This window comes from Nocardia australiensis (assembly GCF_020733705.1).
GTDB lineage: Bacteria > Actinomycetota > Actinomycetes > Mycobacteriales > Mycobacteriaceae > Nocardia > Nocardia australiensis.
This window is the reverse complement of record NZ_JAJFZM010000016.1, coordinates 160,042-180,744: the sequence shown is the minus strand read 5'-3', so window position 1 is coordinate 180,744 and position 20,703 is coordinate 160,042. Positions and strand designations below refer to the sequence as shown.

Below are 20,703 nucleotides of genomic sequence, written 5' to 3'. Positions count from 1 at the left end.
TCTACCAGCCCCGATCGCGCCACTCGACCAAGTGCGGACGTTCGGCGCCGAGGGTGGTGTCGTCGCCGTGACCCGGGTAGACGATGGCGGCGTCCGGGTAACGGCCGAAGATCTTTGCCGCTACGTCGGCGTACAGGGAGGCGAAGTCCCGCTTGCTGGTAGTACGTCCGACGCCACCGGGGAACAGGGAGTCGCCGGTGAACAGGTGGGCGCCACCGCCGTCGTCGATGAGGGCGAGCGCCACCGAGCCGGGGGTGTGACCGCGCAGGTGGATCGCTTCGAAGGACAGCTCGCCGACGGTGATGATGTCGCCGTCGTCGAGCAGCCGGTCGGGGCTGACCGGCAGGGCGGGCGCGTCGATGCGGTGGGCGGCGGTGGGCGCGCCGATGGCGGCGGCGACGTCTTTCAATCCCCACCAGTGGTCCTGGTGCTGGTGGGTGGTGACGATCAGCTGGATTCGGCCGGGAGTCTCCTGGCCGATCAGCTCCACGATCCGTGCGGGTTCGTTGGCGGCATCGATGAGCAGCGCGGCACCGGTGGTCGTGCACTGCACGAGATAACAGTTGTTGTCCATGCCGCCGACGGACATTTTGACGATGCGTGCGCCGGGAACGTCACGCTGCTGGGGATTCGATCCCGGGGACACGTGGCCGGTGTACGGGAGATCGATGGCAATCACGATTCGATCGTAGCCAGCTAGATTCGTCTCATGCCGGTTACCCTGCCGAATTGTCGAGCTCGCTGGTTCACCCGGGCGTCGATCAGTCTGCTGTTCGCGGGTGTCGTACTGGTGTCAGCCGGTGCGCCATCGGTGCGCGCCCCGATGGCGGCCGCGGAGCCGCCGCTCCGGATGGACACCTATGTGGTCGATTCGGCGAACGCGCTCGACCGGGCGCAGCTCGACGAGACCCGCTCGGCGGTCGATCAGCTGTATGCCGACCAGCAGGTCCGGTTGTGGATCGTCTACGTGCACGATTTCGGCGGGTTGGGCCCAGAGGCGTGGGCCAAGCGCACAACCACCCAGTCCGGTTTCAGCGAGCGTGATCTACTGCTGGCCGTCGGCACCGAATCGCATGACTACTGGTTCTCCGGCGCGTTACCGAGCGGCATCACCGATTCCGAACTCGACAGCCTGCTGAGCAGCCGAGTGGAACCTGCGCTCCGTGGTGGTAAGTGGGCCGCGGCTGGGGTGGCGATGGCCGACGGCCTGGATTCGGCGATGCGCGGCGAAGGCGTGAACTTCTGGGCGCTGTTCATCGGCGCGGTGGTGATCGTGGTGGTCGTCGGCGGGGTGGTGTTGTTCTTCCGTAAACGGCGCGGCGACCGGAACCAGGCCCAATTGCAGGCGGCACGGAGTCTGGACCCGGACAATACGGTCGCGCTCGGGTCGCTCTCACTGGACACGCTGCACGCGAGGTCACGGGAGGTCCTGGTCGAGATCGATAACGCGATCCGCACCAGCGCCGAGGAATTGGAATTGGCGACCGGCGAGTTCGGCGACATTGCGGCCACCCCGTTCCGCGCGGCACTCGACACTGCGAAAATGGCTGCCGCCAACGCGTTTTCGATCCGTCAACAGCTCGACGATCACATCCCGGAGACCCTTGATCAACAACGCACCATGCTGGTGGAGCTGATCGGCAAGGCCGGACGGGCTGACCGGGAACTCGACGCTCGCGTGGCGGAGTTCGACGCGATGCGCGACCTGCTCATCAACGCACCGGACCGCTTGGACGCACTGACCAGGGATCTGGTCGAACTCACCGGGCGCGCACCAGCTTCGGATGCCGAACTGGCCCGGCTCACCGCCACCCACCCGCCCAGCGTGCTGGCGCCTATCCACGACAACGTGGCGATGGCGCGGGAGCGAGTCACCTTCGCCGAGCAGAACATCGACGCAGGCCGCGCCGCCCTCACTCGCCCCGTCGGTGAACAGGGCGGCGCGGTCGGCGCGATCCGCGGTGCGGAGGCCGCCATCGGCCAGGCTCGCAGGCTGCTGGATGCCGTCGACAACGCGGCGGCGAATATCCAGCAGGCAACCGACGGGCTGCCCGCCGCGTTGGACGAACTACGAGCCGATATCGCCACCGCTAAAACTCTGGCAACCTATGGCGGCCAGGAATCGGCCGCCGCCATTGCCGCGGCCGAGGCGGCAGTGCGACAGGCCGAGGCCGCCGCGACCACCGACCCACTCGGCGCGTTCCACAGTGCCGTGTCCGCCGACGGCGACCTGGACCGCGCGAATGCCGCCGCGACCGATCACAAACTGGCCGCCGAGGATCTGCGGCGCCGCCTCGATCGAGCATTGACCGACGCCGGGTCCCGGGTAGACGCGGCAACGAACTACCTGACCACCCGACGCGGCGGCGTCGACGCGAGCGCGCGAACCCGGCTCTCCGAAGCGCAACGCAATCTGGATGCGGCGCAACAACTCAACGCCACCGACCCCGCGCAGGCGCTCACCCACGCCACGTCGGCAGCCGATATGGCGGGCCGCGCACTACAGGAAGCGCAGGCCAGCGTGCGGGCATGGGAGAGCAGCCGGGCGCCGTCGGGCACGGCACAGGCGGGCGCGGTGCTCGGTGGAATCCTGATCGACGGACTGCTGCGCGGCGCGACGGGCGGATCCCGGTCGGGCGGCGGCTACCGGCCCGGCTCCTTCGGCGGCTCGTCGGGATCCCGCCGGGTCGGGCGCGGCGGGCGATTCTGACGGAATGCTTGACCCTGACACCGTGTAAGGCCCTCTCGAGCCATCGGCGATCATCCACTGCTGAGTGGGCGTTCGGTGCACATAGCGGGCGAGCCTCGAGGACGCCGAGTGGATCCACCGACGCTGAGCGCCCGGACCAGACCCGAAGTTGGCCGCGCATCGCTCAGACTCGGAATGTGACGGTATCCGTGCTACGAGCATTCTCCGCCAACCGGCCGAGCGAATAGCAGGATTCACCGCGCCTGCGAGAGACTGCGGGCATGAGTATCGCGGCGCGTTTGGAGGAACTCGGCCTGCCACTGGTCGAACAGCAGCTCACCCATCCGACGGTGGCCGGTATCGCCACCGGCGAATTGGCCGAGCCGGTGTTCAGATCGTGGCTCGAACAGGATTATCTATTCCTGCTCGACTACGTCCGGGTATTCTCCCGGCTCGCGTGGCAGGCGCCCGCGGCACACCTCGGCGACCTGGTGGATCTCGCGCATGCGACCTACCACGAGGAGCTGTCACTACACCGCTCGCTGGCCGCCGAATTCGGCGCGGATCTCAACGGCGCGACGAAAGGTGCCCCCTGCCAGGCATATACGTCATTCCTGCTGGAGTCGGCCGCCTCCTACGCCGAGGGCCTGGCCGCCCTGTATCCCTGCATGTGGGGATACTCGACCCTCGGCGCGAGGTTGGCGCAGCACCCACCAGCCGATCCGCGCTACCGGCGGTGGATCGACACCTACGCCGATCCCGGCTTCGCCGCCCTCACCCGCCGCTGCGCGCGACTGCTCGATGAGGCGAACCCCGATCCCGTCCGCGCCGAGCAGCTATTCCTGGAAGGCATGCACCACGAAATCGCCTTCTGGGATGTGCCGCGCTGACTCGTAATTGTCCGGCGCTGCCGAAGCCGCCACTGATGCCGCCGATGTCATGGGCACGCACGCTCACCTGATCGTTACCCGAACCTGCCGCGGCCGTGCGTGCCGGACCGCCGGGCAGCGACTACGCCGCCCGTTCGCAGAGCAGCTGCGAGAGTGGCTCGGCGAAAGTTGCTGTGCGTCAGCGATTCATGGGTGCAGGACGATCTTGCCGTGGGTGTGCCGCTGCTCGAGTTCGCGATACGCCTCTTGGACCCTGTCGAGCGGATATTCGGCGGCGATCGGCACTTCGACGGTTCCCGCCGCCACCTGTGCCGCCAGTTCCGCGAGCACATCGATGGTGCCGGCGGCCGCATTGCCTTCGGCCTTCACCCCGTACTTCTCGACCGCGGCCACATTGATGATGGTGTCGATCCGCTCGACCGGAACGCCGAGTTCGATCGCCACCTCCACATAGCCGGCGCCGAAGGTATCGATGAACGCGTCCACACCATCGGGCGCCACCGCGCGAATCCGATCGACCAAGCCATCGCCATAGGCCACCGGAATCGCCTCGACCGACCGCAACCAGTCATGATTGGCCTCACTCGCAATGCCGATCACCGTAACTCCAGCCGCCCGAAGCAATTGCACCGCAATCGAACCGACGCCACCCGCCGCCCCGGACACCGCGACGGTGTCACCAGGTTCGGCACTTACCGCGCGAACGGCAGCGAACGCGGTGGTGCCCGCGACATACAGCGATCCCGCTATGTCCCAGGACAATCCGGCGGGCTTGGGCGTCACCTGGTCGACCCCGACCACGACATACGTTGCGTGACTTGCCCGTTCGTCGGTGAACCCGAGAACCTCATCACCGACACGAACACCCTCGACACCGGTCCCAACCTCCTCGACCCGTCCCGCGAAGTCGGTCCCCTCCCCCGAGGGAAACGTCGCGGGCCAAAGCTCATGCAACGCACCCTTCCGAATCATCGCCTCCCCCGGATTGACACCGGCTGCCATCACGGCAACCACTACCTGCCCCGCCCCCGCCGTCGGCGTCGGCACGTCGACAACCTTCAGCTCTTCGATTCCGCCATACCGATCGAACTTCACTGCTTTTGCCATGCCGAAGCTCCTGCCTATTCGGTGACGTATGACACTTCGACCCTAAACGGTGCGACCCCGCCGGATATTTCCACCACTACCGTTCGGCCATGCCGGTACCGAACAGCGCGGCGCCTACCGACCGGGGTCAGACGCGATCGAGGTCCGCATACGGTGAACCCCAGTAGGATTCGAACGGCGATTGGCGCCTGCCCACGTGATCGACAATCGCCTCGGCGCCTGATTCAGCTACTCCGGCGCCCTTGTCATACCAGGCGAGCCGTGTGCTCTTTCCGAAGTGGAAGTTTCCCTTGTAACGGCTGACGACCGAGGCCCGGGTTCGGTATTGGCCGGAATCGACATCGACGCCACCCTTCCCAATAACGGGAAGGTGATAATTTCCGGGTAACGGCGGATTCAAGTGTGTAGCCGGCCGTTGATCGAGCGCAGGAGGAGTCGAGTGCCCGGGAGCGAAATCGTGCCGGTGAGAAAGCCGAATCTAGTTTCGGTGATCATTCCTGTTTTCAATGCTCTTCCATTCCTCGACGTCCAGCTTGAGGGGCTTGCCGCACAGGACTATGCGGGACCGTTCGAGGTGATCATCAGCGATAACGGATCCACCGACGGTCTGGTTGGGCATCTCGAGGGACATCCATTGGGCGAGCGGCTGCGTTTACGCCGCATCGACAGCTCCGATCGTGCGGGCGCACCCCATGCTCGGAATGCCGGTGCCGAGGCCGCTGATGGCGACTTTCTCGCCTTCAGCGATCAGGATGATCGGGCCCATCCGAGCTGGCTGAGCGCGTTGGTCGAGGCCGCCGCGGACTACGATGCGGTTGGCGGCCCGATCGAGACCGTGTCTTTGAACAGTCCGAAGGTGGCTCGGTGGCGACCGTCACCGCCGCCGGAGGCACGCTTCGCTTCCCACTATCTGTTCTGGGCGCACGGCAACAACATAGGCATGTGGCGGACCACCTTCGAGAAGGTCGGCGGATTCGACGAAGCCATGCTCTGCGGTGACGACATCGACATTTCCTGGACGATCCAGGAAGCCGGTATGACGCTCGGGCACGCACCGCGTGCCATGGTCGCGTATAGATTGCGGCCGACCTTACGGCAGGCGTGGCATCAGTCCGTGGGCTATGGCCGTACCCAGGTCGAGGTTTATCTCAAGCATTCACCGAATGGTTGCCCGCCGTATCCACTGCGCGCGACGTTGATAACTGTCGCGGTCGCGCTGTTCTGCAATCCGGCATTCGTGTTCGTGCGCAGGTGGGTTCCGTCAGGACTGTGGGCGCTGCACGCCGGCGTGCTGGCGGGCCGCATCCAGGGCAGCATCCGTCACCGCACATTGGCTTACCTGTAGCGCTCCCAGCGCATTGCTTCACAACCAGTCGGTCCTGCCCGATATTCGGTTATGAAGTCTTCGCTCCAAGGTCGGCCAATTCAGGATCAGGGCGCGGGTGAGCGTCGTACCGAAGGCATTGCTGACTGCGTGCGATCGGTTTTCAGAGTTTCCGGGAGAATATTGGATGTCGTTATCACGTCGAGGGTTTATGGCCGCGACGGCGCTCGGTGCTGCGGCCGGCGCACTGGGTGGCACCGCCGCACATGCTGAACCGCAGGTTGTGCCTCCCAGCGAATTGGATTACCAGCATTTGACTCGCCGGGGATACAACCGGCGCTTCGTTGCGCAGCCGGATCGAATCTATATTCCGGCGAACGCGGACGAATTGCAGGATGCGGTGACCCGGTCGATACAAGATGACTTGCGGATCGCGGTCCGCTCAGGTGGGCACTGCTTCGAAGATTTCGTCGACGGCACGGATACGAGAATTCTGATCGACCTCCAGCGGTTGAATTCTGTCAGCTGGGATGAGGAGTTCCGCGCGTTTTCGGTCGGCGCCGGCGCCGACCTGGACACCGTGTTCCGGGAATTGGCTCGGTGGGGTGTGACCATTCCCGGCGGCATCTGTCGGGCTGTGGGCGTGGGTGGCCATATCAGTGGTGGGGGCTACGGACCACTGTCGAGGCAGTTCGGACTGGTTGCCGATCATCTGTATGGCGTCGAGATCGTCACTGTCGACGCGACGGGGAAGTCGTCGCTGGTCGTGGCCACGAGAGATGGGCCGAACCAGGATCTGTGGTGGGCACATACCGGCGGGGGCGGTGGCAATTTCGGTGTCGTGACCCGATTCCTGTTGCGCTCACCGGCTGCCGATGGGACTGATCCGACGCTCGCGCTGCCCCGGTCGCCTGACAACGTGGTCGTCGGGCGGCTCTTGGTGCCGATGCCGATGTCCACCGAGGATTCTTTCGTACGGCTACTGAGCAACTATCTCGATTTCCATGCCCGGTATCGTGAGCCCGGCAACCGATTCGCGACACTCTACGCGCGGTTGAACTTTCGGCCGATCGTCGAAAGCTTCGCCGATATGTTGATCTTCTCGCATGGCGACGGGGACCAAGCACGTACCCGACTCGACGAATTCCTGGCTGCTGTTACCGACGGGGTCGCACCTGCGCCCTTGGTGCTGCCACCGGTCCAGGTCAGCTACGCCGACAGCATCGCGAAGTATTACGCACCGGCGCCACCGAACCCGGCCCGCGTCAAGATCAAAGCCGCTCTGCTGCGCCAAACGTATTCAACCGATCAGTTGCGTGTCCTCTACCGCGCGCTCGTCGATCCGACTCTGAACGGGGAATCCTTCGTGGAGTTCGCGCCCTTCGGCGGCGCGATCAACGCCGCCGAACCTGGCGCCACCGCGATGCCTGCCCGGGATTCATTCATGAAGATGCTCATCCACGCCGCCTGGCACGAGCCTGGAGACGACGACCGGTTCATTTCCTGGGCCCGGAGGACTTACGGGAATATCTATGCCGATACCGGGGCGGCCCCGGTCCCCAACGAACGCAACGGCGGCGGCTACATCAACTACCCGGACCCGGACCTGGCCGACCCGACCTGGAACACCTCCGCGGTGCCATGGCACGCCTTCTATTACGGAGACGGCTACCCTCGACTGCGGCAGATCAAAACAAAGTGGGACCCGAATAACGTTTTCTGCCACCGCTTTTCGCCCGAACCTCTATGACCGAGACCATGGAGGTTGTGCGGAGCAGTCGCCGCGACCACCACCGCCGCACCGATCCGCGGGGGCCCGAACAGTCCCGCCCGCGATATCGCGCGAATACGCGAAAGGCCGCCGGCACGAAAACGTGCGGGCGGCCTTTCGGAAGAAGATCCGGGCTCAGACGCCGATCAAGTGCTGGGCGAGGTAGCCCTCCACCTTGTCCAGCGCGATCCGCTCCTGCGCCATGGAGTCACGCTCGCGAATGGTCACGGCCTGATCGTCGAGGGTGTCGAAATCCACGGTGATGCAGAACGGCGTGCCGATCTCATCCTGACGGCGGTAACGGCGGCCGATCGCACCGGCATCGTCGAATTCCACATTCCAATTCCGGCGCAACTGCGCGGCGAGGTCCTTGGCCTTCGGCGTCAAATCGGCATTGCGCGACAGCGGAAGAACCGCCGCCTTCACCGGCGCGAGCCTGCGGTCCAGCCGCAGACTGATGCGTTCCTCCATCACACCCTTCGCGTTGGGTGCTTCACCCACGGTGTAGGCGTCGACCAGGAACGCCATCAGCGAACGGGTCAGGCCGGCGGCCGGTTCGATGACGTACGGGATATAGCGCTCGTTCGCGTTCTGGTCGAAATAGACCAGGTCGGTGCCGGAGTGCTCCGAATGCGTCTTCAGGTCGTAGTCGGTGCGGTTGGCGATGCCCTCCAGCTCACCCCACTCGCCGCCCTGGAAACGGAAGCGGTACTCGATATCGGTGGTGCCCGCCGAGTAATGCGACAGCTTTTCCTTCGGATGCTCGAACAGGCGCAGGTTGTCGGGGTCGATGCCGAGGTCGGTGTACCAGGAGAACCGGTTCTCGATCCAGTACTTGTGCCATTCGGCGTCTTCACCCGGCTTGACGAAGAACTCCATCTCCATCTGCTCGAACTCACGGGTCCGGAAGATGAAGTTGCCCGGGGAGATTTCGTTGCGGAAGCTCTTGCCGATCTGCGCGATGCCGAACGGCGGCTTCTTGCGCGCGGTGGTCATCACGTTGGCGAAGTTGACGAAGATGCCCTGCGCGGTCTCCGGACGCAGGTAATGCAGGCCCTCTTCGTCGTCGACCGGGCCGAGGAAGGTCTTGAGCAGGCCGGAGAAGTTCTTCGGCTCGGTCCACTTGCCCGGCTGGCCGGTGTCGGGGTCCTTGATGTCGGCCAAACCGTTGACCGGCGGGTGGCCGTGCTTCTCCTCGTATGCCTCGAGCAGGTGATCGGCACGGTAGCGCTTGTGCGTGTGCAGCGATTCGACCAGCGGATCGCTGAACGTCTGGACGTGGCCCGATGCCTCCCACACCTGGCGCGGCAGGATCACCGACGAGTCGAGGCCGACGACATCGTCACGGCCGGTGACCATGGCCCGCCACCACTGCTTTTTGATGTTCTCCTTGAACTCGACGCCCAGCGGACCGTAATCCCACGCCGACTTGGTGCCTCCGTAGATCTCACCACACGGGTACACCAGGCCCCGGCGCTTGGCGAGGTTGGCAACGGTGTCCACCTTCGACTTGGGTGCCACGCGAGAATTCTCCATCCACTGCGAATCGGATTTTGTTTGTTGCTACACGATCGTTTAGGACAAAACGAAAGTCTCTATAGCCTATCGGCACCGACCAAGTCGATTTCCACCGACGGGGGACACGGTCGGCGAGCCCATTTGACATGCGCAACTATGCATATCAAAATGGGATCGCTTTCCATTAAGGAGTTGGTTCGATGACTGCCGAGACCGCCACGGCTCACTCACACAACCCATATCGGTCACCCGCGCCCGCGCCAGTGCCCACACGGACCGTCCTGGAGGACGCGGGTGAGCTGCTACGCGCCCTGGCGGCTCCGGTGCGTATCGCCATCGTGTTGCAGCTACGTGAATCGCCGCGCTGCGTGCACGAGCTGGTCGACGTACTCGGCGTCACCCAGCCACTAGTCAGCCAGCATCTGCGTATCCTGAAGTCCGCCGGGGTGGTACACGGGGAGCGTTCGGGTCGTGAGGTGCTGTACGAGCTCGTAGACGACCACCTTGCGCATATCGTGGTCGACGCAGTCGCACACGCCGAGGAAGGGTAACTGGTGCAGGACAAGACGGTCTTTCCGCAGAAGCCGGTCGGTATCCGCAGCACTCGCCAGCGCAGTGCCATCGCCGCATTGCTGGGGGATATCGAGGAGTTCCGCTCAGCGCAGGAGCTACACGACGAGTTGCGCCGCCGGGGTGAGGGCATCGGGCTGACCACGGTCTACCGCACGCTACAGTCGCTGGCCGATGCCGGACAGGTCGATGTACTGCGCACCGATACCGGAGAGTCCGTGTATCGGCAGTGCTCCACCGGACACCATCACCACCTGGTCTGCCGCCATTGCGGGCGCACCGTCGAGGTGGAGGGTCCGACCGTGGAGGCATGGGCCGAATCCATCGCATGTGAACACGGTTTCACCGAGGTCAGCCACACGCTGGAGGTCTTCGGCACCTGCCGCGACTGCATGAAAGCCGGTCGCACCACACTCTGAGGACCACTCTGAGGACCACTCTGAGGACAATGAAAGGCCGTCATTGCCGTTCCGAGGGCAATGACGGCCTTCGCTCGCGCGTGTTCGGTCAGACCGTGACCGGTTCCGGCTCCGCCGCCTCGACGGGGGCGGTGTCCGCACCTCGGCCGCGCAACGCGCCGACGCCGAGCATAGCGAACGCGGCGGCGATCCAAATCAGCAGCACAACAAGCGGTTTCGTGGCACCAGCACCGTCGAAGAACGCTACCGAACGCAGCAGCGAACCCGCGGCGCCCGGCGGCAGCAGTTGGCCGATCGCGCCCCACGGCTGCGGCAGCAGCTCCGGCGCCGAGGTGGCGGCCGAGAACGGGTTGCCGATGAGCAGCATGGCCAACGAGGCAACGCCGATGCCAGCACGGCCGAAAACGGAAGCCAGACCGGCGACCGCACCGGCGACCGCAACGGCCACCAGGCCCGCGACGGCCGCCAGCTCGAGATAGGGGCCGGGGATCACCGACATCCAACCGCGCACGATCGCCATACTCAGCAGTCCACCGGTGATACCGAAGGTCACCAGACCGATCACCCGGCCACCGACCGCCGGGATCACCAGACCGAGTAGGACACCGGCCGCGATTCCCGACATGACAAGCGGCAGCACCATGGCACCGAAGGCCGTGCCGCGCGGGTCGTCGGAATCGGCCGCGACCACGTCCTCGACCGGAGCGGCGGGGACGCCGGACATCTGCTGAGCGACCGCGGTGAGCTGCTGGGCAACTGCGGGGCTCGCGCCGGAGGCAATGAGCATCCGGGGCGGACCGCCGCCGGTAATGACTGCGCCGTAGACCTCGCGGTTCTCGATGGCGGCGCGGGCGGCGGCCTCGTCGACCGGATTGGAGATATCGAAGGCGTCGGAACTGTGGCGGGCCAGCTGATCGGCAACCACGGCGGCCTGTGGGCCGGTGACGGCGAGCGGCAGATCTCGGGGCGCGACATTGGCCGCGGGCCAGGCGAATGCGAGCAACATCAACGCTTGGAGCAGGGCCGCGCCGACACCGACGGCGAGCGCCCGCTGGATAGTGTTCATGACGACTCCATAAATCGAATGCTCGTTCTTTTAATGAAATCACCGTCGCACGGGGCACCGATGTTGTCAAGAACGGACATTCGTTTTAGTTTGGTGGCATGCCCCGAGTCAGTGCAGAACACCTGGAACGCCGCAGGCAGCAGATCCTCGACGCCGCGCAGCTATGCTTTGCCCGCCGGGGTTTCCATGAGACATCGATGCAAGATGTATTCACCCAATCGGGGTTATCGGCAGGCGCGGTCTACCGATACTTCAAAAGCAAGAACGACCTGATCTCGGCGTTGGCGGCGCAGACGACCGTCGGACTACGTGCCGCGATGTCCGAGGCGATCCGCGCCGACCCGCTGCCCACCCCCGCCGAGCTGATCACCATCCTCGCCGAGCGAATGGTCGCCCTCAGCGGACCCGAGGGCCCGATCCGTCTGGCACCCCAGGCGTGGGCGTTGGCCCTGACCGACCCCGAGGCATCCGAATACGTCAAGCAGGCCATCCTCGCGATGCGCGACCGGTGGTACGAATACGCCGAGCGGATGTGCGACGCGGGCTGGCTACCTGCCGACACGGACATCCATGCGGTCGCGACGGCGCTGATCAGCCTCATGCCGGGCTTCATGCTGCAGCATTTGATCGTCGGGGACCTGGAACCGGAAACGCTGGCACGCGGAGTGCGCACGCTGCTCCCCTTCGGCGACCACACCCCTGTCACCACCTGACCGGCGGCAGAGTGACGCGCCGGCGACTCAGGGCACCAAACCCTGTCGGGCCCGGCCCCCGCCGGACAGCACCAGCAGCAGCATGGTCGCCAGCGCCTGATCGTCCAGTCCGGCGGCAGGGAAGGTATAGCGCAGGATCACATCGGCGAGCTGGCCGTGTGCGATCAAGGTGATGGAACCGAATTGCAGCGCACCATTACGTTCGGCAACTCGCTTGTGCAACTGCGGTTTCAACGGACGATCCCAGGCCAGCACGCAGGTCAGCGTCAGCACATCCAGGCCGGGCGCCAGGCTGACCGCACGCAACGAACACAGCGCGCCTTCGTATTCGAAACCGAGCGAGCCTTCCGGATCCACGCGCACATCGACGTCGTAGAGCGACAGACAGGCACCGGCGCGTGCCTGTAGCTCCTGTTCCGGGGTGACCGCTGCGTCCATATCCGTGCCGCCGTTCACTCGAGTGCCACCGTTCACTTGGTTCCCCCGAAGCGGCGGTCACGCGAAGCGTACTGGAGGCATGCCTCCCACAAGTTCCGCCGGTCGAAATCGGGAAAAAGGGTGTTCTGGTATACGAATTCGGCGTACGCGGACTGCCAGATGAGGAAGTTCGAGCTACGTAACTCACCCGATGGCCGGAGGAACAGATCGACATCCGGCATGTCCGGCTCGTCCAGGTACTTCGCGACCGTCGCCTCGGTGACCTTCTCCGGGTCTATCTCCCCTGCCGCCACCCGGCGAGCGATTTCCCTTGCCGCGTCAGCGATTTCGGCGCGACCACCATAATTGACGCACATGGTGAGGGTCATCACCGTGTTGTCCTTGGTCAGTTCCTGCGCGGTCTCCAGCTCGTTGATCACGCTGCGCCACAACCGGGGTCGCCGCCCCGCCCAACGCACCCGCACACCCATTTCGTGCATTTCATCGCGACGGCGCCGGATGACGTCGCGGTTGAACCCCATGAGGAAACGCACCTCATCCGGGCTGCGCCGCCAGTTCTCGGTGGAGAAGGCGTAGGCCGAAAGCCACTTCACGCCGATCTCGATACAGCCCTCGACGGTGTCCATCAACACCGCCTCGCCGCGCTCGTGGCCCGCGGTGCGCGGCAGCCCCCGCTCCTGCGCCCACCGGCCATTACCGTCCATCACCAGCGCGACATGATTCGGTACCAGCTCCGGCGGCAATTCCGGCGGTCGCGCCCCCGAAGGATGCGGTGACGGCGGACGGACGGTGCGCTCGGCATCCGACCGCGCACTGTTCGACCTGGTCGCGGAAGAGTCTCGGCGGAGGATCACGCCCCCATCCTGCCTGATCTCCCCACTACCCGAAAACGTCCACCCATCCCCGTGAGGTGCCGAGTGGCGCATGGCTGCGGCATACAGCGAGTAGTGCACTCGATGGTGTGCCACTCACGGCTGGAGTCAGCGTGGGTGTCCTGCTGTGGCGGGGTGGGAGCGTTCTATTAGGGGGAGGGTGCGTAGTTGGCGTTCCAGGTGCCATTGCAGGTGAGCGGCGACCAGGCCGCTGGCCTGCTTACGGATGCTCTCGGAGGTGGTTTCGATATAGGCCCATTCGCCGCGCAGCAGGGCGATCAGCAAATCCAGGACCCCGGGCGCGGGGGTGGCCGCGCCGGGCGGGCGACAGTGCACACATACCGCTCCGCCGGCGGCCACATGAAATGCGCGATGCGGACCAGGTGTCCCGCAGCGGGCGCATTCGTCCAATGCGGGCGACCAACCCGCGAAACCCATGGCGCGCAAGAGAAACGCATCCAGAATCAATTCGTGCGGCCGCTGTTTGGCCGCGATCGCCCGCAACGCCCCCGCGGTCAGCGCGTGCAATCGCGGTGCGGGTGCGCGTTCCTCGCCGGCGAGCCGCTCCGCGGTTTCCAGGATCGCGCACGCCGTCGTATAACGCCCATAGTCGTCGACGATGTCGGCCGCGAACGCCTCGACGGTATGCGCCTGCGTGACCGTGTCCAGATTCCGCCCTGGATGCAATTGCACATCCACATACGCGAAGGGCTCCAGCCGGGCACCGAACCGTGACTTGGTCCGCCGCACCCCCTTGGCCACCGCTCGCACCAACCCGTGCTGTCGGGTCAGCAACGTGACAATGCGATCCGCCTCGCCCAGCTTGTGCTGGCGAACCACCACCGCCTCGTCCCGATACAACCGCACGCCCGCCATCCTTCCACGAACCGGCGACACCCACCGTCATGGCACGGGTCGAAGGATTCGGCGGCGATCAGGTTTTCAGGATGCCCGCGACGAGGAGCATGAGGGACTGCTGTGCCTCGGCGCGGGCGGCATCCTTGTCGGTGGCATGGGCGACGATCAGGCCCGCCTCGGTCACGGCGCTGAGGATCAGTTGGGCAAGGACCTGGATCGGCGCGTCGGCGATCAGCCCGGCGGTGCGGGCGCGCTCGAGTACGCCGACGATCAGGCCGAGGCCGTGGCGGGCTTCGAGTTCACGCCAGGCCGGCCAGCCCAGGACGGCGGGAGCGTCGTAAAGGCCGATACGGATCATGTCGGGTCGCTGGCAGATCTCGAGAAAGACATTCAGGCCGATCGCCATGGCGGCGATGATGTCGTCGGAATTCGCTGCGCCGATGGCATTTTCGATTTCTTTGGTGTTCTCGATCTCTAGTTGTTCGAGCACCTCCAGGAACAGTCCGCGCTTGTCGCCGTAATGGTGGTGCAGCGCGCCACGGGTGACCCCGGCTTCGGTGACGAGTTCCTCGGCCGAGGTTGCCACGAAGCCGCGCTCGGCGAACAGCCGGCGACCGGCCTGCTCGAGCGCGGCCTTGGTGGCGCGGGAGCGATCCTCCTGACTACGGCGTTGCATGCAGCCGAGTGAACTCCAGAATCGTTTCCGAGAGCAACTCGGGCTGATCTTCGGGCAGGAAGGTGTAGGAGTCGTCGATGAGTTTCAATGTGGCGTTCGGCAGGTCACCGACCAGGCGTTCAGCGAAGGAGACGGGGAAGAATTTGTCCTCGCTCGCCCATACGACCAGCACCGGAATCCGCACCGAGGCGAAACGCGTGGCCGTATCGAGGGTGTAGCGGCGATGCACCGACTTGATGAAACGGCGCGCGTCTTTGCGGATCGCCGCCGATTCGCGGCTCGGTAGCAGGTAGGAGTCGGCGATCTCCGACGGCACCGGGTATTTGGATGCCCAGCCGAAGGCGATCGGCAGCCGGTGCAGCGCGCGAATGCGCAGCAATTCGGTCAGCGGACGCAGCGAGCCCGGGATGTGCGCGAGAGCCGGGAGCGCGGCCAATGGCTGCGGGAAGAAGCTCTCGTAGGAGTCGACCGATGCCAGCACGACCCGGCCGACGCGCTCGGGTCGGCGCGTAAGCAACACCTGGATGAGCGCGCCGCCGGTGTCGTTGGCGACGATGGTCACGTCGGTGAGGTCGAGCCGTTCCAGGAAGGCCGCGATGAGGTCGGCGATACCGGTTGGGGTGAGGTCCGCGCCGGGGACCGGGATCGAATGCGCGCCGAGCGGCCAGTCCGGGGTCAGGCAGCGGTGACCCGCCGCCGCGATCACCGGAACGACATTGCGCCATAGATCGGCATTGACGAGCAGTCCATGCACGAAGACAACCGGCGCCCCCTCCCCTGTCTCGTGGTAACGAATGCGGCCGCCGGGCAGCTCGACTTCCCGGGCGGGGCCGAGTGACGTGCTGGTTCCCATCATTCCTCCATGTGGTTGTGGTCCTTCCACTGTTACATACATTCCGTATGTATGTCTATTGCCAATAGCGGTGGAGTTTCGAAATCGACGACACGGGCCGATGCGGCCGGTTGACCAGGTGCGATACCGTGCACAACTAGAGAATGAGGAGACGGAGCTCACATGGCAGTACCTGAATCGACCCAGCTCCCGCCGGAGTCGGACCCCACCGCGCTCATCGCCGGGCAGAGCCCAACACTCCCCACCCTGTCGGCCGACCAGCTCGGCCCGGCCGATCTCGCCGCCGCGCTCGCGCAGCACACCATCAGTTCCGTTGCCGCCGTGGGTGCGGCGCTGAATCGCATCGACGCCAGTCAGCAGACGCTCAACGCCTTTCGCATCGTGCGCCGGGAACAGGCACTGGCCGAAGCGGCCGACGCCGACCGGCGACTGGCCGCGGGCGAACGGCTGCCACTGCTCGGCGTTCCGATCGCCGTGAAGGACGACACCGATATCGCTGGTGCGCCAACGGCATTCGGTTGCGGCGGCGACTTCGCGCCGAAAACCGAAGACGCCGAATCGGTTCGACGGCTACGCGCGGCCGGTGCGGTGATCGTCGGTAAGACCAATACCTGTGAACTCGGCCAACTACCGTTCACCGGCGGCGATGCCTTCGGGCATACCCGCAACCCGTGGAGTTCGGCGCACACACCCGGCGGTTCCTCGGGCGGTTCCGCCGCCGCCGTCGCGGCCGGATTGGTGCCCGTCGCACTGGGTTCCGACGGTGCGGGCTCTGTTCGAATCCCGGCCTCGTGGACGAACCTCGTCGGCATCAAGCCGCAGCGTGGCCGCATTTCCACCTGGCCGGAGGCCGAAGCCTTCAACGGGCTCACGGTGAACGGGCCGCTGGCACGAACCGTTTCCGACGCCGCGCTACTGCTGGATGTCGCCGCGGGCCCGCACGCCGGAGATCTACACACGCCCGACCCGATCCGAGTGTCGGACGCGGTCGGCCGCGATCCCGGACAGCTGCGAATCGCGCTGTCGCTGCGACTGCCCTTCACCACCGTCAAGACCGCCCTACACCCTGAGGTCGAGGTCGCCGTACAGCGCGTTGCGACCGCTCTGCGGCGCCTCGGTCATACCGTCACCGTCGCCGACCTGCATTACGGCATCATGATCGGCGCGTCCTTCCTGCCACGCTCGATGGCCGGAATTCGCGCGGTGCACAACAGAATGCCCGGAGCCGTTGTCGACCCGCGCACCCGGGCCAATGTGCGATTCGGCCAATTACTCAGCGGGCCTGCACTTTTCGCGGCCAGACAGGCGGAGCCGTTGCTGCACAAGAAGATCGGCAACTTCTTCGACGACTACGACCTCGTCTTGGCCCCCACCACGGCGACTCCCCCGCCCCGCGCCGAGGAAATCGACGGAATCGGCGTCCACGCCACCAATAACCTCATCACCGCCGCCTGCCCCTACACCTGGCCGTGGAATGTCCTCGGCTGGCCCAGCGTGAACGTCCCGGCCGGATTCACCGACGCCGGTCTCCCCGTCGGCGCACAGCTGATGGGCACCGCCAGCTCGGAGCCGCTACTGGTTTCCGTTGCCTCCCAACTGGAATCGGAACTCCGCTGGGACCGCCACCGACCCGACCCCTGGTGGTAGCCACCCGAGGTCGAACGGGGCATGGTTGCGCAGTTGCCGGTGTGGGTCGCCATGTCCGGCTTGTCGGGAGCCGTCGGCTAGAAGCCCAGTTTGCCTAGCTGTTTGGGGTCGCGCTGCCAGTCTTTGGCTACCTTGACGTGCAGGTGCAGATAGATGCGAACGCCGAGGATGTGTTCGATCCCCTTGCGGGCGTTGGTACCGACCTCTTTGAGGCGGGCACCGCCCTTGCCGATGATGATGGCTTTCTGACTGGGGCGTTCGACATACAGCAGGGCGTGCACGTCGAGCATTCCAGGAGCGGAGCGGGATGTCGGCTCGTCCTCGTCTTCTTCGCGAGGCAGGACTTCCTCGATGACGACCGCAAGCGAGTGCGGCAGTTCGTCGCGGACACCCTCGAGCGCGGCCTCGCGGATGAGCTCGGCCATCAGGGTCTCTTCGGGCTCGTCGGTGAGTTCGCCGTCAGGGTAGAAGGCCGGGCCCTCGGGCATTTTCGAGGCGATGACGTCGACGAGGACCTCCACCTGCTCGCCCTTGACCGCCGACACCGGCACCACATCGGCTTCGGGACCGAGCAGTTGCGACAGTGCCATCAACTGCTGGGCCACCTGGTCGCGGCCGACCTTATCGATCTTGGTGACCACACCGAGAACGGTGGTCTTCGGCGCCATCTGCTTGATCTGCGACACGATCCATTTGTCGCCCGGCCCGATCTTCTCGTCGGCGGGGATACACAGCGCGATCACGTCGACCTCGGAATACGTATCGCGCACAAGATCATTGAGACGCTGCCCGAGCAGCGTGCGCGGACGGTGCAAGCCGGGTGTGTCGACCAAGATCAGCTGGGCGTGCTCGCGGTGCACGATACCGCGAATGGTGTGCCGCGTGGTCTGCGGACGTGAGGAGGTGATCGCGATCTTCGAGCCGACCAGCGCATTGGTCAGCGTCGACTTGCCGGTATTGGGTCTGCCGACGAAACAGACGAAGCCGGAACGGAATTCAGCCACCCTGCACCTCCACACCTGCGGCGGTATCGAATCCCTCGGCGATATCGAAGACCGCGCCCGAGCGGTCGGTGAACACGATCCGCGCATCGGCGGAAACCTCACGCACCGCCGTGACACCGGCATCGGAGAACCGACCGCCGACCACCACGGCCGCCTCGAACCCTTCCGCACCACTGGAGATCGCGGTCGCGACGGCGGCTTGCAGCGCGGTCAGGCGCAGCGCGGAAATAGCCACCTCACCCGCCGCGTAGGTCCTGCCGTCGGTGTCGCGGATGGCGGCGCCGCTCGAGCCACCGGTACGGCCCAACGCTCCCCGGGCCAGCACAAACAGCTTGTTGTCCTCGGCGTCCAATTCAGTCATCGCTGTCTCCATCCTGGTCCGGTCCGGCCGGTGCGTCCCGATCCGATCCGCTTGTTTTGCGCTTACCGTTCGATTTCTCCGAGGACTCCTCGGCATAGGCCGGCTCAGGCGCCCGGCGCACCACCACGGTGTGCAACCGCATGCGTCCGCGCGCGTCCGCCTCACCCTCGCCGCGCAGCAGCAGACCGTGCGCGGCGGCCTTGGAGCCGGGCAGCGGGACACGGCCGAGCGCGTGCGCGAGCAGGCCGCCGACGGTGTCGACGTCCTCCTCCTCGATCTCCATGCCGTACAACTCGGCCAGATCGTCGACCGACAGCCGGGCCGAAACCCGGTAATGCCCATCGCCGAGATCCTCGATGGGCGGGGTCTCATCGGTGTCGTACTCGTCGGCGATCTCACCGACAATCTCCTCGAGTACGTCCTCGATCGTCACCAGGCCGGCGATACCGCCGTATTCGTCCACCAGCAACGCCATATGGTTGCGCCGCCGCTGCATCTCATCGAGCAGGCTGTCGAGCGGCTTGGAGTCGGGCAGGAACACCGCCGGGCGCATCGTCTCGCGCACCCGCACCTTTCGCGACCGATCCGCATACGGCACAAGGTCTTTCAGATACACCACGCCGAGAATGTCGTCGACGTTCTCGCCGACCACCGGAATCCGGGAGTGCCCACTGCGCACCGCGAGTGACATCGCCTGCGCCGCGGTCTTATCCGCCTCGATCCACACCATTTCGGTGCGCGGCACCATCACCGCGCGCGCGGAGGTCTCGCCGAGTTCGAACACCGACTGGATCATCCGGCGTTCGTCATCGGCAACGACGCCGCGCTCACTGGCCATTTCGACCACCTCGCGCAGCTCGATCTCCGAGGCGAACGGGCCATTGCGAAAACCCTTACCCGGCGTGATCGCGTTGCCGATCAGAATCAGCAACCGGCTCACCGGGCCGAGCAGCGCGCCGATGAACTGCAGCGGCAACGCCGCCGCCAACGCGATGGAATAGGCGTGCTGACGGCCGAGCGTGCGCGGGCCTACGCCGATCACCACATAATCCACCAGCACCATCACGATGGCAGTGAACAGCAATGCCCAGTCCTCGTCCCACAGCGGGATCAGCGCCGCCGCGAGCAGCACCGTCGCGCAGATCTCGCACAGAATGCGCAGCAGCACAAGAAGATTCACATAGCGTGGCCGATCGGCGACAATCCGGCTCAGGCGCACCGCGCCGGGCCGTTCGGCACGCACCATATCCTCGAGCCGGGCGGGTGAGATGGTGTTCAGCGCCGAATCCACGGCGGCGAACACACCGCCCACCGGAACCAGCAGGACCGCGGACAGAATGAGGGTCAGTGAATTCACGCGGGGCCCAGCGTGTCACCCGGTGTGGTGAAGCCCGCCTTCCCGAGCAGTCTGGCATCGCGTGCGGCGAGTTCGGCGCGACGCTGTTGTTCACGCAGGCTCTCGTACCATTCCTCGAGCAACCGGGCCTGTAGCGCGAACATCTCCTTCTCCTCCTCCGGCTCGGCGTGGTCGTAGCCGAGCAGGTGCAGGACACCGTGCACGGTGAGCAGCGCCAGTTCGTGATCGAGCGAATGTCCGGCCTTGCGAGCCTGACCCGCGGCGAACTCCGGGCACAGCACGATGTCGCCGAGCATGGAGGGGCCCGGCTCGGGGCTGTCCGGCCGCCCGCCCGGCTCCAGTTCATCCATCGGGAACGACATCACGTCCGTCGGCCCCGGCAGATCCATCCAGCGCATGTGCAGGTCGGCCATGGTGTCGAGATCGACGAGCACCATCGACAACTCGGCCGCTGGGTGCACGTCCATTTGAGCGATGGCGAAGCGCGCGACACTGACGAGGTCTTCTACGGGCACGTCCATACCCGATTCGTTGGCGATCTCGATACTCACACGATAAGACTACGGCCCG

The 20,703-nt window shown here is 65.5% G+C and carries 21 protein-coding genes; 8 read left to right on the top strand and 13 right to left on the bottom strand.

The features are described from left to right. Position 1: 1 nt before the first annotated feature. The gene (locus LKE06_RS28140) at positions 2-676 is read right to left on the bottom strand and encodes an MBL fold metallo-hydrolase (protein WP_372477445.1); all 675 of its coding nucleotides are present in this window, start codon (positions 674-676) and stop codon (positions 2-4) included. Positions 677-709: 33 nt separating this feature from the next. Here LKE06_RS28140 and LKE06_RS28135 point away from each other — a divergent pair, with 33 nt between their 5' ends. Then, entirely contained in the window at positions 710-2,710 is a 2,001-nt protein-coding gene (locus LKE06_RS28135) for a TPM domain-containing protein (protein WP_228002362.1), read from the top strand. A 260-nt stretch (positions 2,711-2,970) separates the two neighbouring features. Continuing rightward, positions 2,971-3,579 carry a TenA family protein gene (locus LKE06_RS28130; protein WP_228002361.1) on the top strand — a complete coding sequence of 203 codons (609 nt, stop codon included), beginning with the start codon at positions 2,971-2,973 and terminating at the stop codon, positions 3,577-3,579. Positions 3,580-3,765: 186 nt separating this feature from the next. Here LKE06_RS28130 and LKE06_RS28125 read toward each other — a convergent pair whose 3' ends face one another. Next, positions 3,766-4,686 (bottom strand): NADP-dependent oxidoreductase, encoded by a 921-nt coding sequence (locus tag LKE06_RS28125; protein ID WP_228002360.1) that lies wholly within the window; start codon positions 4,684-4,686, stop codon positions 3,766-3,768. 439 nt (positions 4,687-5,125) lie between these two features. Here LKE06_RS28125 and LKE06_RS28120 point away from each other — a divergent pair, with 439 nt between their 5' ends. Further along, positions 5,126-6,031 carry a glycosyltransferase family 2 protein gene (locus LKE06_RS28120; protein ID WP_372477441.1) on the top strand — a complete coding sequence of 302 codons (906 nt, stop codon included), beginning with the start codon at positions 5,126-5,128 and terminating at the stop codon, positions 6,029-6,031. A gap of 166 nt (positions 6,032-6,197) precedes the next feature. Continuing rightward, a complete protein-coding gene (locus LKE06_RS28115; protein WP_228002359.1) occupies positions 6,198-7,760 on the top strand; it encodes an FAD-binding oxidoreductase in 1,563 nt (520 codons plus the stop codon). Positions 7,761-7,916: 156 nt separating this feature from the next. Here the strand turns inward: LKE06_RS28115 and LKE06_RS28110 are convergent, their stop codons facing one another. Beyond that, positions 7,917-9,317, bottom strand: a complete 1,401-nt coding sequence (locus LKE06_RS28110) for a glycine--tRNA ligase (protein ID WP_255649942.1) — start codon at positions 9,315-9,317, stop codon at positions 7,917-7,919. 182 nt (positions 9,318-9,499) lie between these two features. Between LKE06_RS28110 and LKE06_RS28105 the strand changes: the two genes are divergently transcribed. Both LKE06_RS28105 and LKE06_RS28100 read left to right on the top strand, forming a co-directional pair. Next, positions 9,500-9,850 (top strand): ArsR/SmtB family transcription factor, encoded by a 351-nt coding sequence (locus tag LKE06_RS28105; RefSeq protein WP_228002357.1) that lies wholly within the window; start codon positions 9,500-9,502, stop codon positions 9,848-9,850. 3 nt (positions 9,851-9,853) lie between these two features. Beyond that, entirely contained in the window at positions 9,854-10,288 is a 435-nt protein-coding gene (locus LKE06_RS28100) for a Fur family transcriptional regulator (protein ID WP_228002356.1), read from the top strand. A gap of 88 nt (positions 10,289-10,376) precedes the next feature. On the opposite strand, the gene LKE06_RS28095 is transcribed toward LKE06_RS28100, so the two are convergent. Continuing rightward, positions 10,377-11,354, bottom strand: coding sequence for an ABC transporter permease (locus LKE06_RS28095; RefSeq protein WP_228002355.1), 978 nt, complete (start codon positions 11,352-11,354; stop codon positions 10,377-10,379). Between the two features lie 98 nt (positions 11,355-11,452). Between LKE06_RS28095 and LKE06_RS28090 the strand changes: the two genes are divergently transcribed. Further along, positions 11,453-12,067, top strand: coding sequence for a TetR/AcrR family transcriptional regulator (locus tag LKE06_RS28090; RefSeq protein WP_228002354.1), 615 nt, complete (start codon positions 11,453-11,455; stop codon positions 12,065-12,067). A 27-nt stretch (positions 12,068-12,094) separates the two neighbouring features. Here LKE06_RS28090 and LKE06_RS28085 read toward each other — a convergent pair whose 3' ends face one another. From LKE06_RS28085 to LKE06_RS28065, 5 genes are all read right to left on the bottom strand, one after another. Beyond that, positions 12,095-12,505: a YbjN domain-containing protein gene (locus LKE06_RS28085; RefSeq protein WP_228002595.1), complete on the bottom strand. Its 411-nt coding sequence runs from the start codon at positions 12,503-12,505 to the stop codon at positions 12,095-12,097. 32 nt (positions 12,506-12,537) lie between these two features. Then, positions 12,538-13,359 carry an isoprenyl transferase gene (locus LKE06_RS28080; RefSeq protein WP_228002353.1) on the bottom strand — a complete coding sequence of 274 codons (822 nt, stop codon included), beginning with the start codon at positions 13,357-13,359 and terminating at the stop codon, positions 12,538-12,540. Positions 13,360-13,485: 126 nt separating this feature from the next. Beyond that, complete coding sequence (gene recO, locus LKE06_RS28075) at positions 13,486-14,244, bottom strand: DNA repair protein RecO (protein WP_228002352.1); 759 nt, start codon at positions 14,242-14,244, stop codon at positions 13,486-13,488. A gap of 67 nt (positions 14,245-14,311) precedes the next feature. Further along, on the bottom strand, positions 14,312-14,911 hold the full coding sequence (locus tag LKE06_RS28070) for a TetR/AcrR family transcriptional regulator (protein ID WP_228002351.1): 600 nt from the start codon (positions 14,909-14,911) through the stop codon (positions 14,312-14,314). Further along, positions 14,898-15,764, bottom strand: a complete 867-nt coding sequence (locus LKE06_RS28065) for an alpha/beta fold hydrolase (RefSeq protein ID WP_228002350.1) — start codon at positions 15,762-15,764, stop codon at positions 14,898-14,900. Before LKE06_RS28065 ends, LKE06_RS28070 begins: the two co-directional genes overlap by 14 nt. A 162-nt stretch (positions 15,765-15,926) precedes the next feature. Here LKE06_RS28065 and LKE06_RS28060 point away from each other — a divergent pair, with 162 nt between their 5' ends. Next, positions 15,927-17,411 carry an amidase gene (locus LKE06_RS28060; RefSeq protein ID WP_228002349.1) on the top strand — a complete coding sequence of 495 codons (1,485 nt, stop codon included), beginning with the start codon at positions 15,927-15,929 and terminating at the stop codon, positions 17,409-17,411. 77 nt (positions 17,412-17,488) lie between these two features. Here LKE06_RS28060 and era read toward each other — a convergent pair whose 3' ends face one another. Genes era through ybeY form a run of 4 tightly spaced genes read right to left on the bottom strand, consistent with a single transcriptional unit; the run spans position 17,489 to position 20,684 of the window. Further along, positions 17,489-18,415, bottom strand: coding sequence for a GTPase Era (gene era / locus LKE06_RS28055; protein ID WP_228002348.1), 927 nt, complete (start codon positions 18,413-18,415; stop codon positions 17,489-17,491). After that, positions 18,408-18,776, bottom strand: coding sequence for a cytidine deaminase-like protein (locus LKE06_RS28050; protein WP_228002347.1), 369 nt, complete (start codon positions 18,774-18,776; stop codon positions 18,408-18,410). Before LKE06_RS28050 ends, era begins: the two co-directional genes overlap by 8 nt. Next, positions 18,769-20,133: a hemolysin family protein gene (locus LKE06_RS28045; RefSeq protein ID WP_228002346.1), complete on the bottom strand. Its 1,365-nt coding sequence runs from the start codon at positions 20,131-20,133 to the stop codon at positions 18,769-18,771. Before LKE06_RS28045 ends, LKE06_RS28050 begins: the two co-directional genes overlap by 8 nt. Next, positions 20,130-20,684 carry an rRNA maturation RNase YbeY gene (gene ybeY, locus LKE06_RS28040; RefSeq protein ID WP_228002345.1) on the bottom strand — a complete coding sequence of 185 codons (555 nt, stop codon included), beginning with the start codon at positions 20,682-20,684 and terminating at the stop codon, positions 20,130-20,132. The genes LKE06_RS28045 and ybeY overlap by 4 nt, the downstream gene beginning before the upstream one ends. Positions 20,685-20,703 lie beyond the last annotated feature (19 nt).

Excerpts from the sequence above, each read along its gene's own strand:
- LKE06_RS28135 (WP_228002362.1), top strand. The coding sequence starts at position 710 with ATGCCGGTTACCCTGCCGAATTGTCGAGCTCGCTGGTTCACCCGGGCG.
- LKE06_RS28130 (WP_228002361.1), top strand. The coding sequence starts at position 2,971 with ATGAGTATCGCGGCGCGTTTGGAGGAACTCGGCCTGCCACTGGTCGAA.
- LKE06_RS28125 (WP_228002360.1), bottom strand. The coding sequence starts at position 4,686 with ATGGCAAAAGCAGTGAAGTTCGATCGGTATGGCGGAATCGAAGAGCTG.
- LKE06_RS28115 (WP_228002359.1), top strand. The coding sequence starts at position 6,198 with ATGTCGTTATCACGTCGAGGGTTTATGGCCGCGACGGCGCTCGGTGCT.
- LKE06_RS28110 (WP_255649942.1), bottom strand. The coding sequence starts at position 9,317 with ATGGAGAATTCTCGCGTGGCACCCAAGTCGAAGGTGGACACCGTTGCC.
- LKE06_RS28105 (WP_228002357.1), top strand. The coding sequence starts at position 9,500 with ATGACTGCCGAGACCGCCACGGCTCACTCACACAACCCATATCGGTCA.
- LKE06_RS28095 (WP_228002355.1), bottom strand. The coding sequence starts at position 11,354 with ATGAACACTATCCAGCGGGCGCTCGCCGTCGGTGTCGGCGCGGCCCTG.
- LKE06_RS28090 (WP_228002354.1), top strand. The coding sequence starts at position 11,453 with ATGCCCCGAGTCAGTGCAGAACACCTGGAACGCCGCAGGCAGCAGATC.
- LKE06_RS28085 (WP_228002595.1), bottom strand. The coding sequence starts at position 12,505 with ATGGACGCAGCGGTCACCCCGGAACAGGAGCTACAGGCACGCGCCGGT.
- LKE06_RS28070 (WP_228002351.1), bottom strand. The coding sequence starts at position 14,911 with ATGCAACGCCGTAGTCAGGAGGATCGCTCCCGCGCCACCAAGGCCGCG.
- LKE06_RS28065 (WP_228002350.1), bottom strand. The coding sequence starts at position 15,764 with ATGGGAACCAGCACGTCACTCGGCCCCGCCCGGGAAGTCGAGCTGCCC.
- LKE06_RS28060 (WP_228002349.1), top strand. The coding sequence starts at position 15,927 with ATGGCAGTACCTGAATCGACCCAGCTCCCGCCGGAGTCGGACCCCACC.
- LKE06_RS28050 (WP_228002347.1), bottom strand. The coding sequence starts at position 18,776 with ATGACTGAATTGGACGCCGAGGACAACAAGCTGTTTGTGCTGGCCCGG.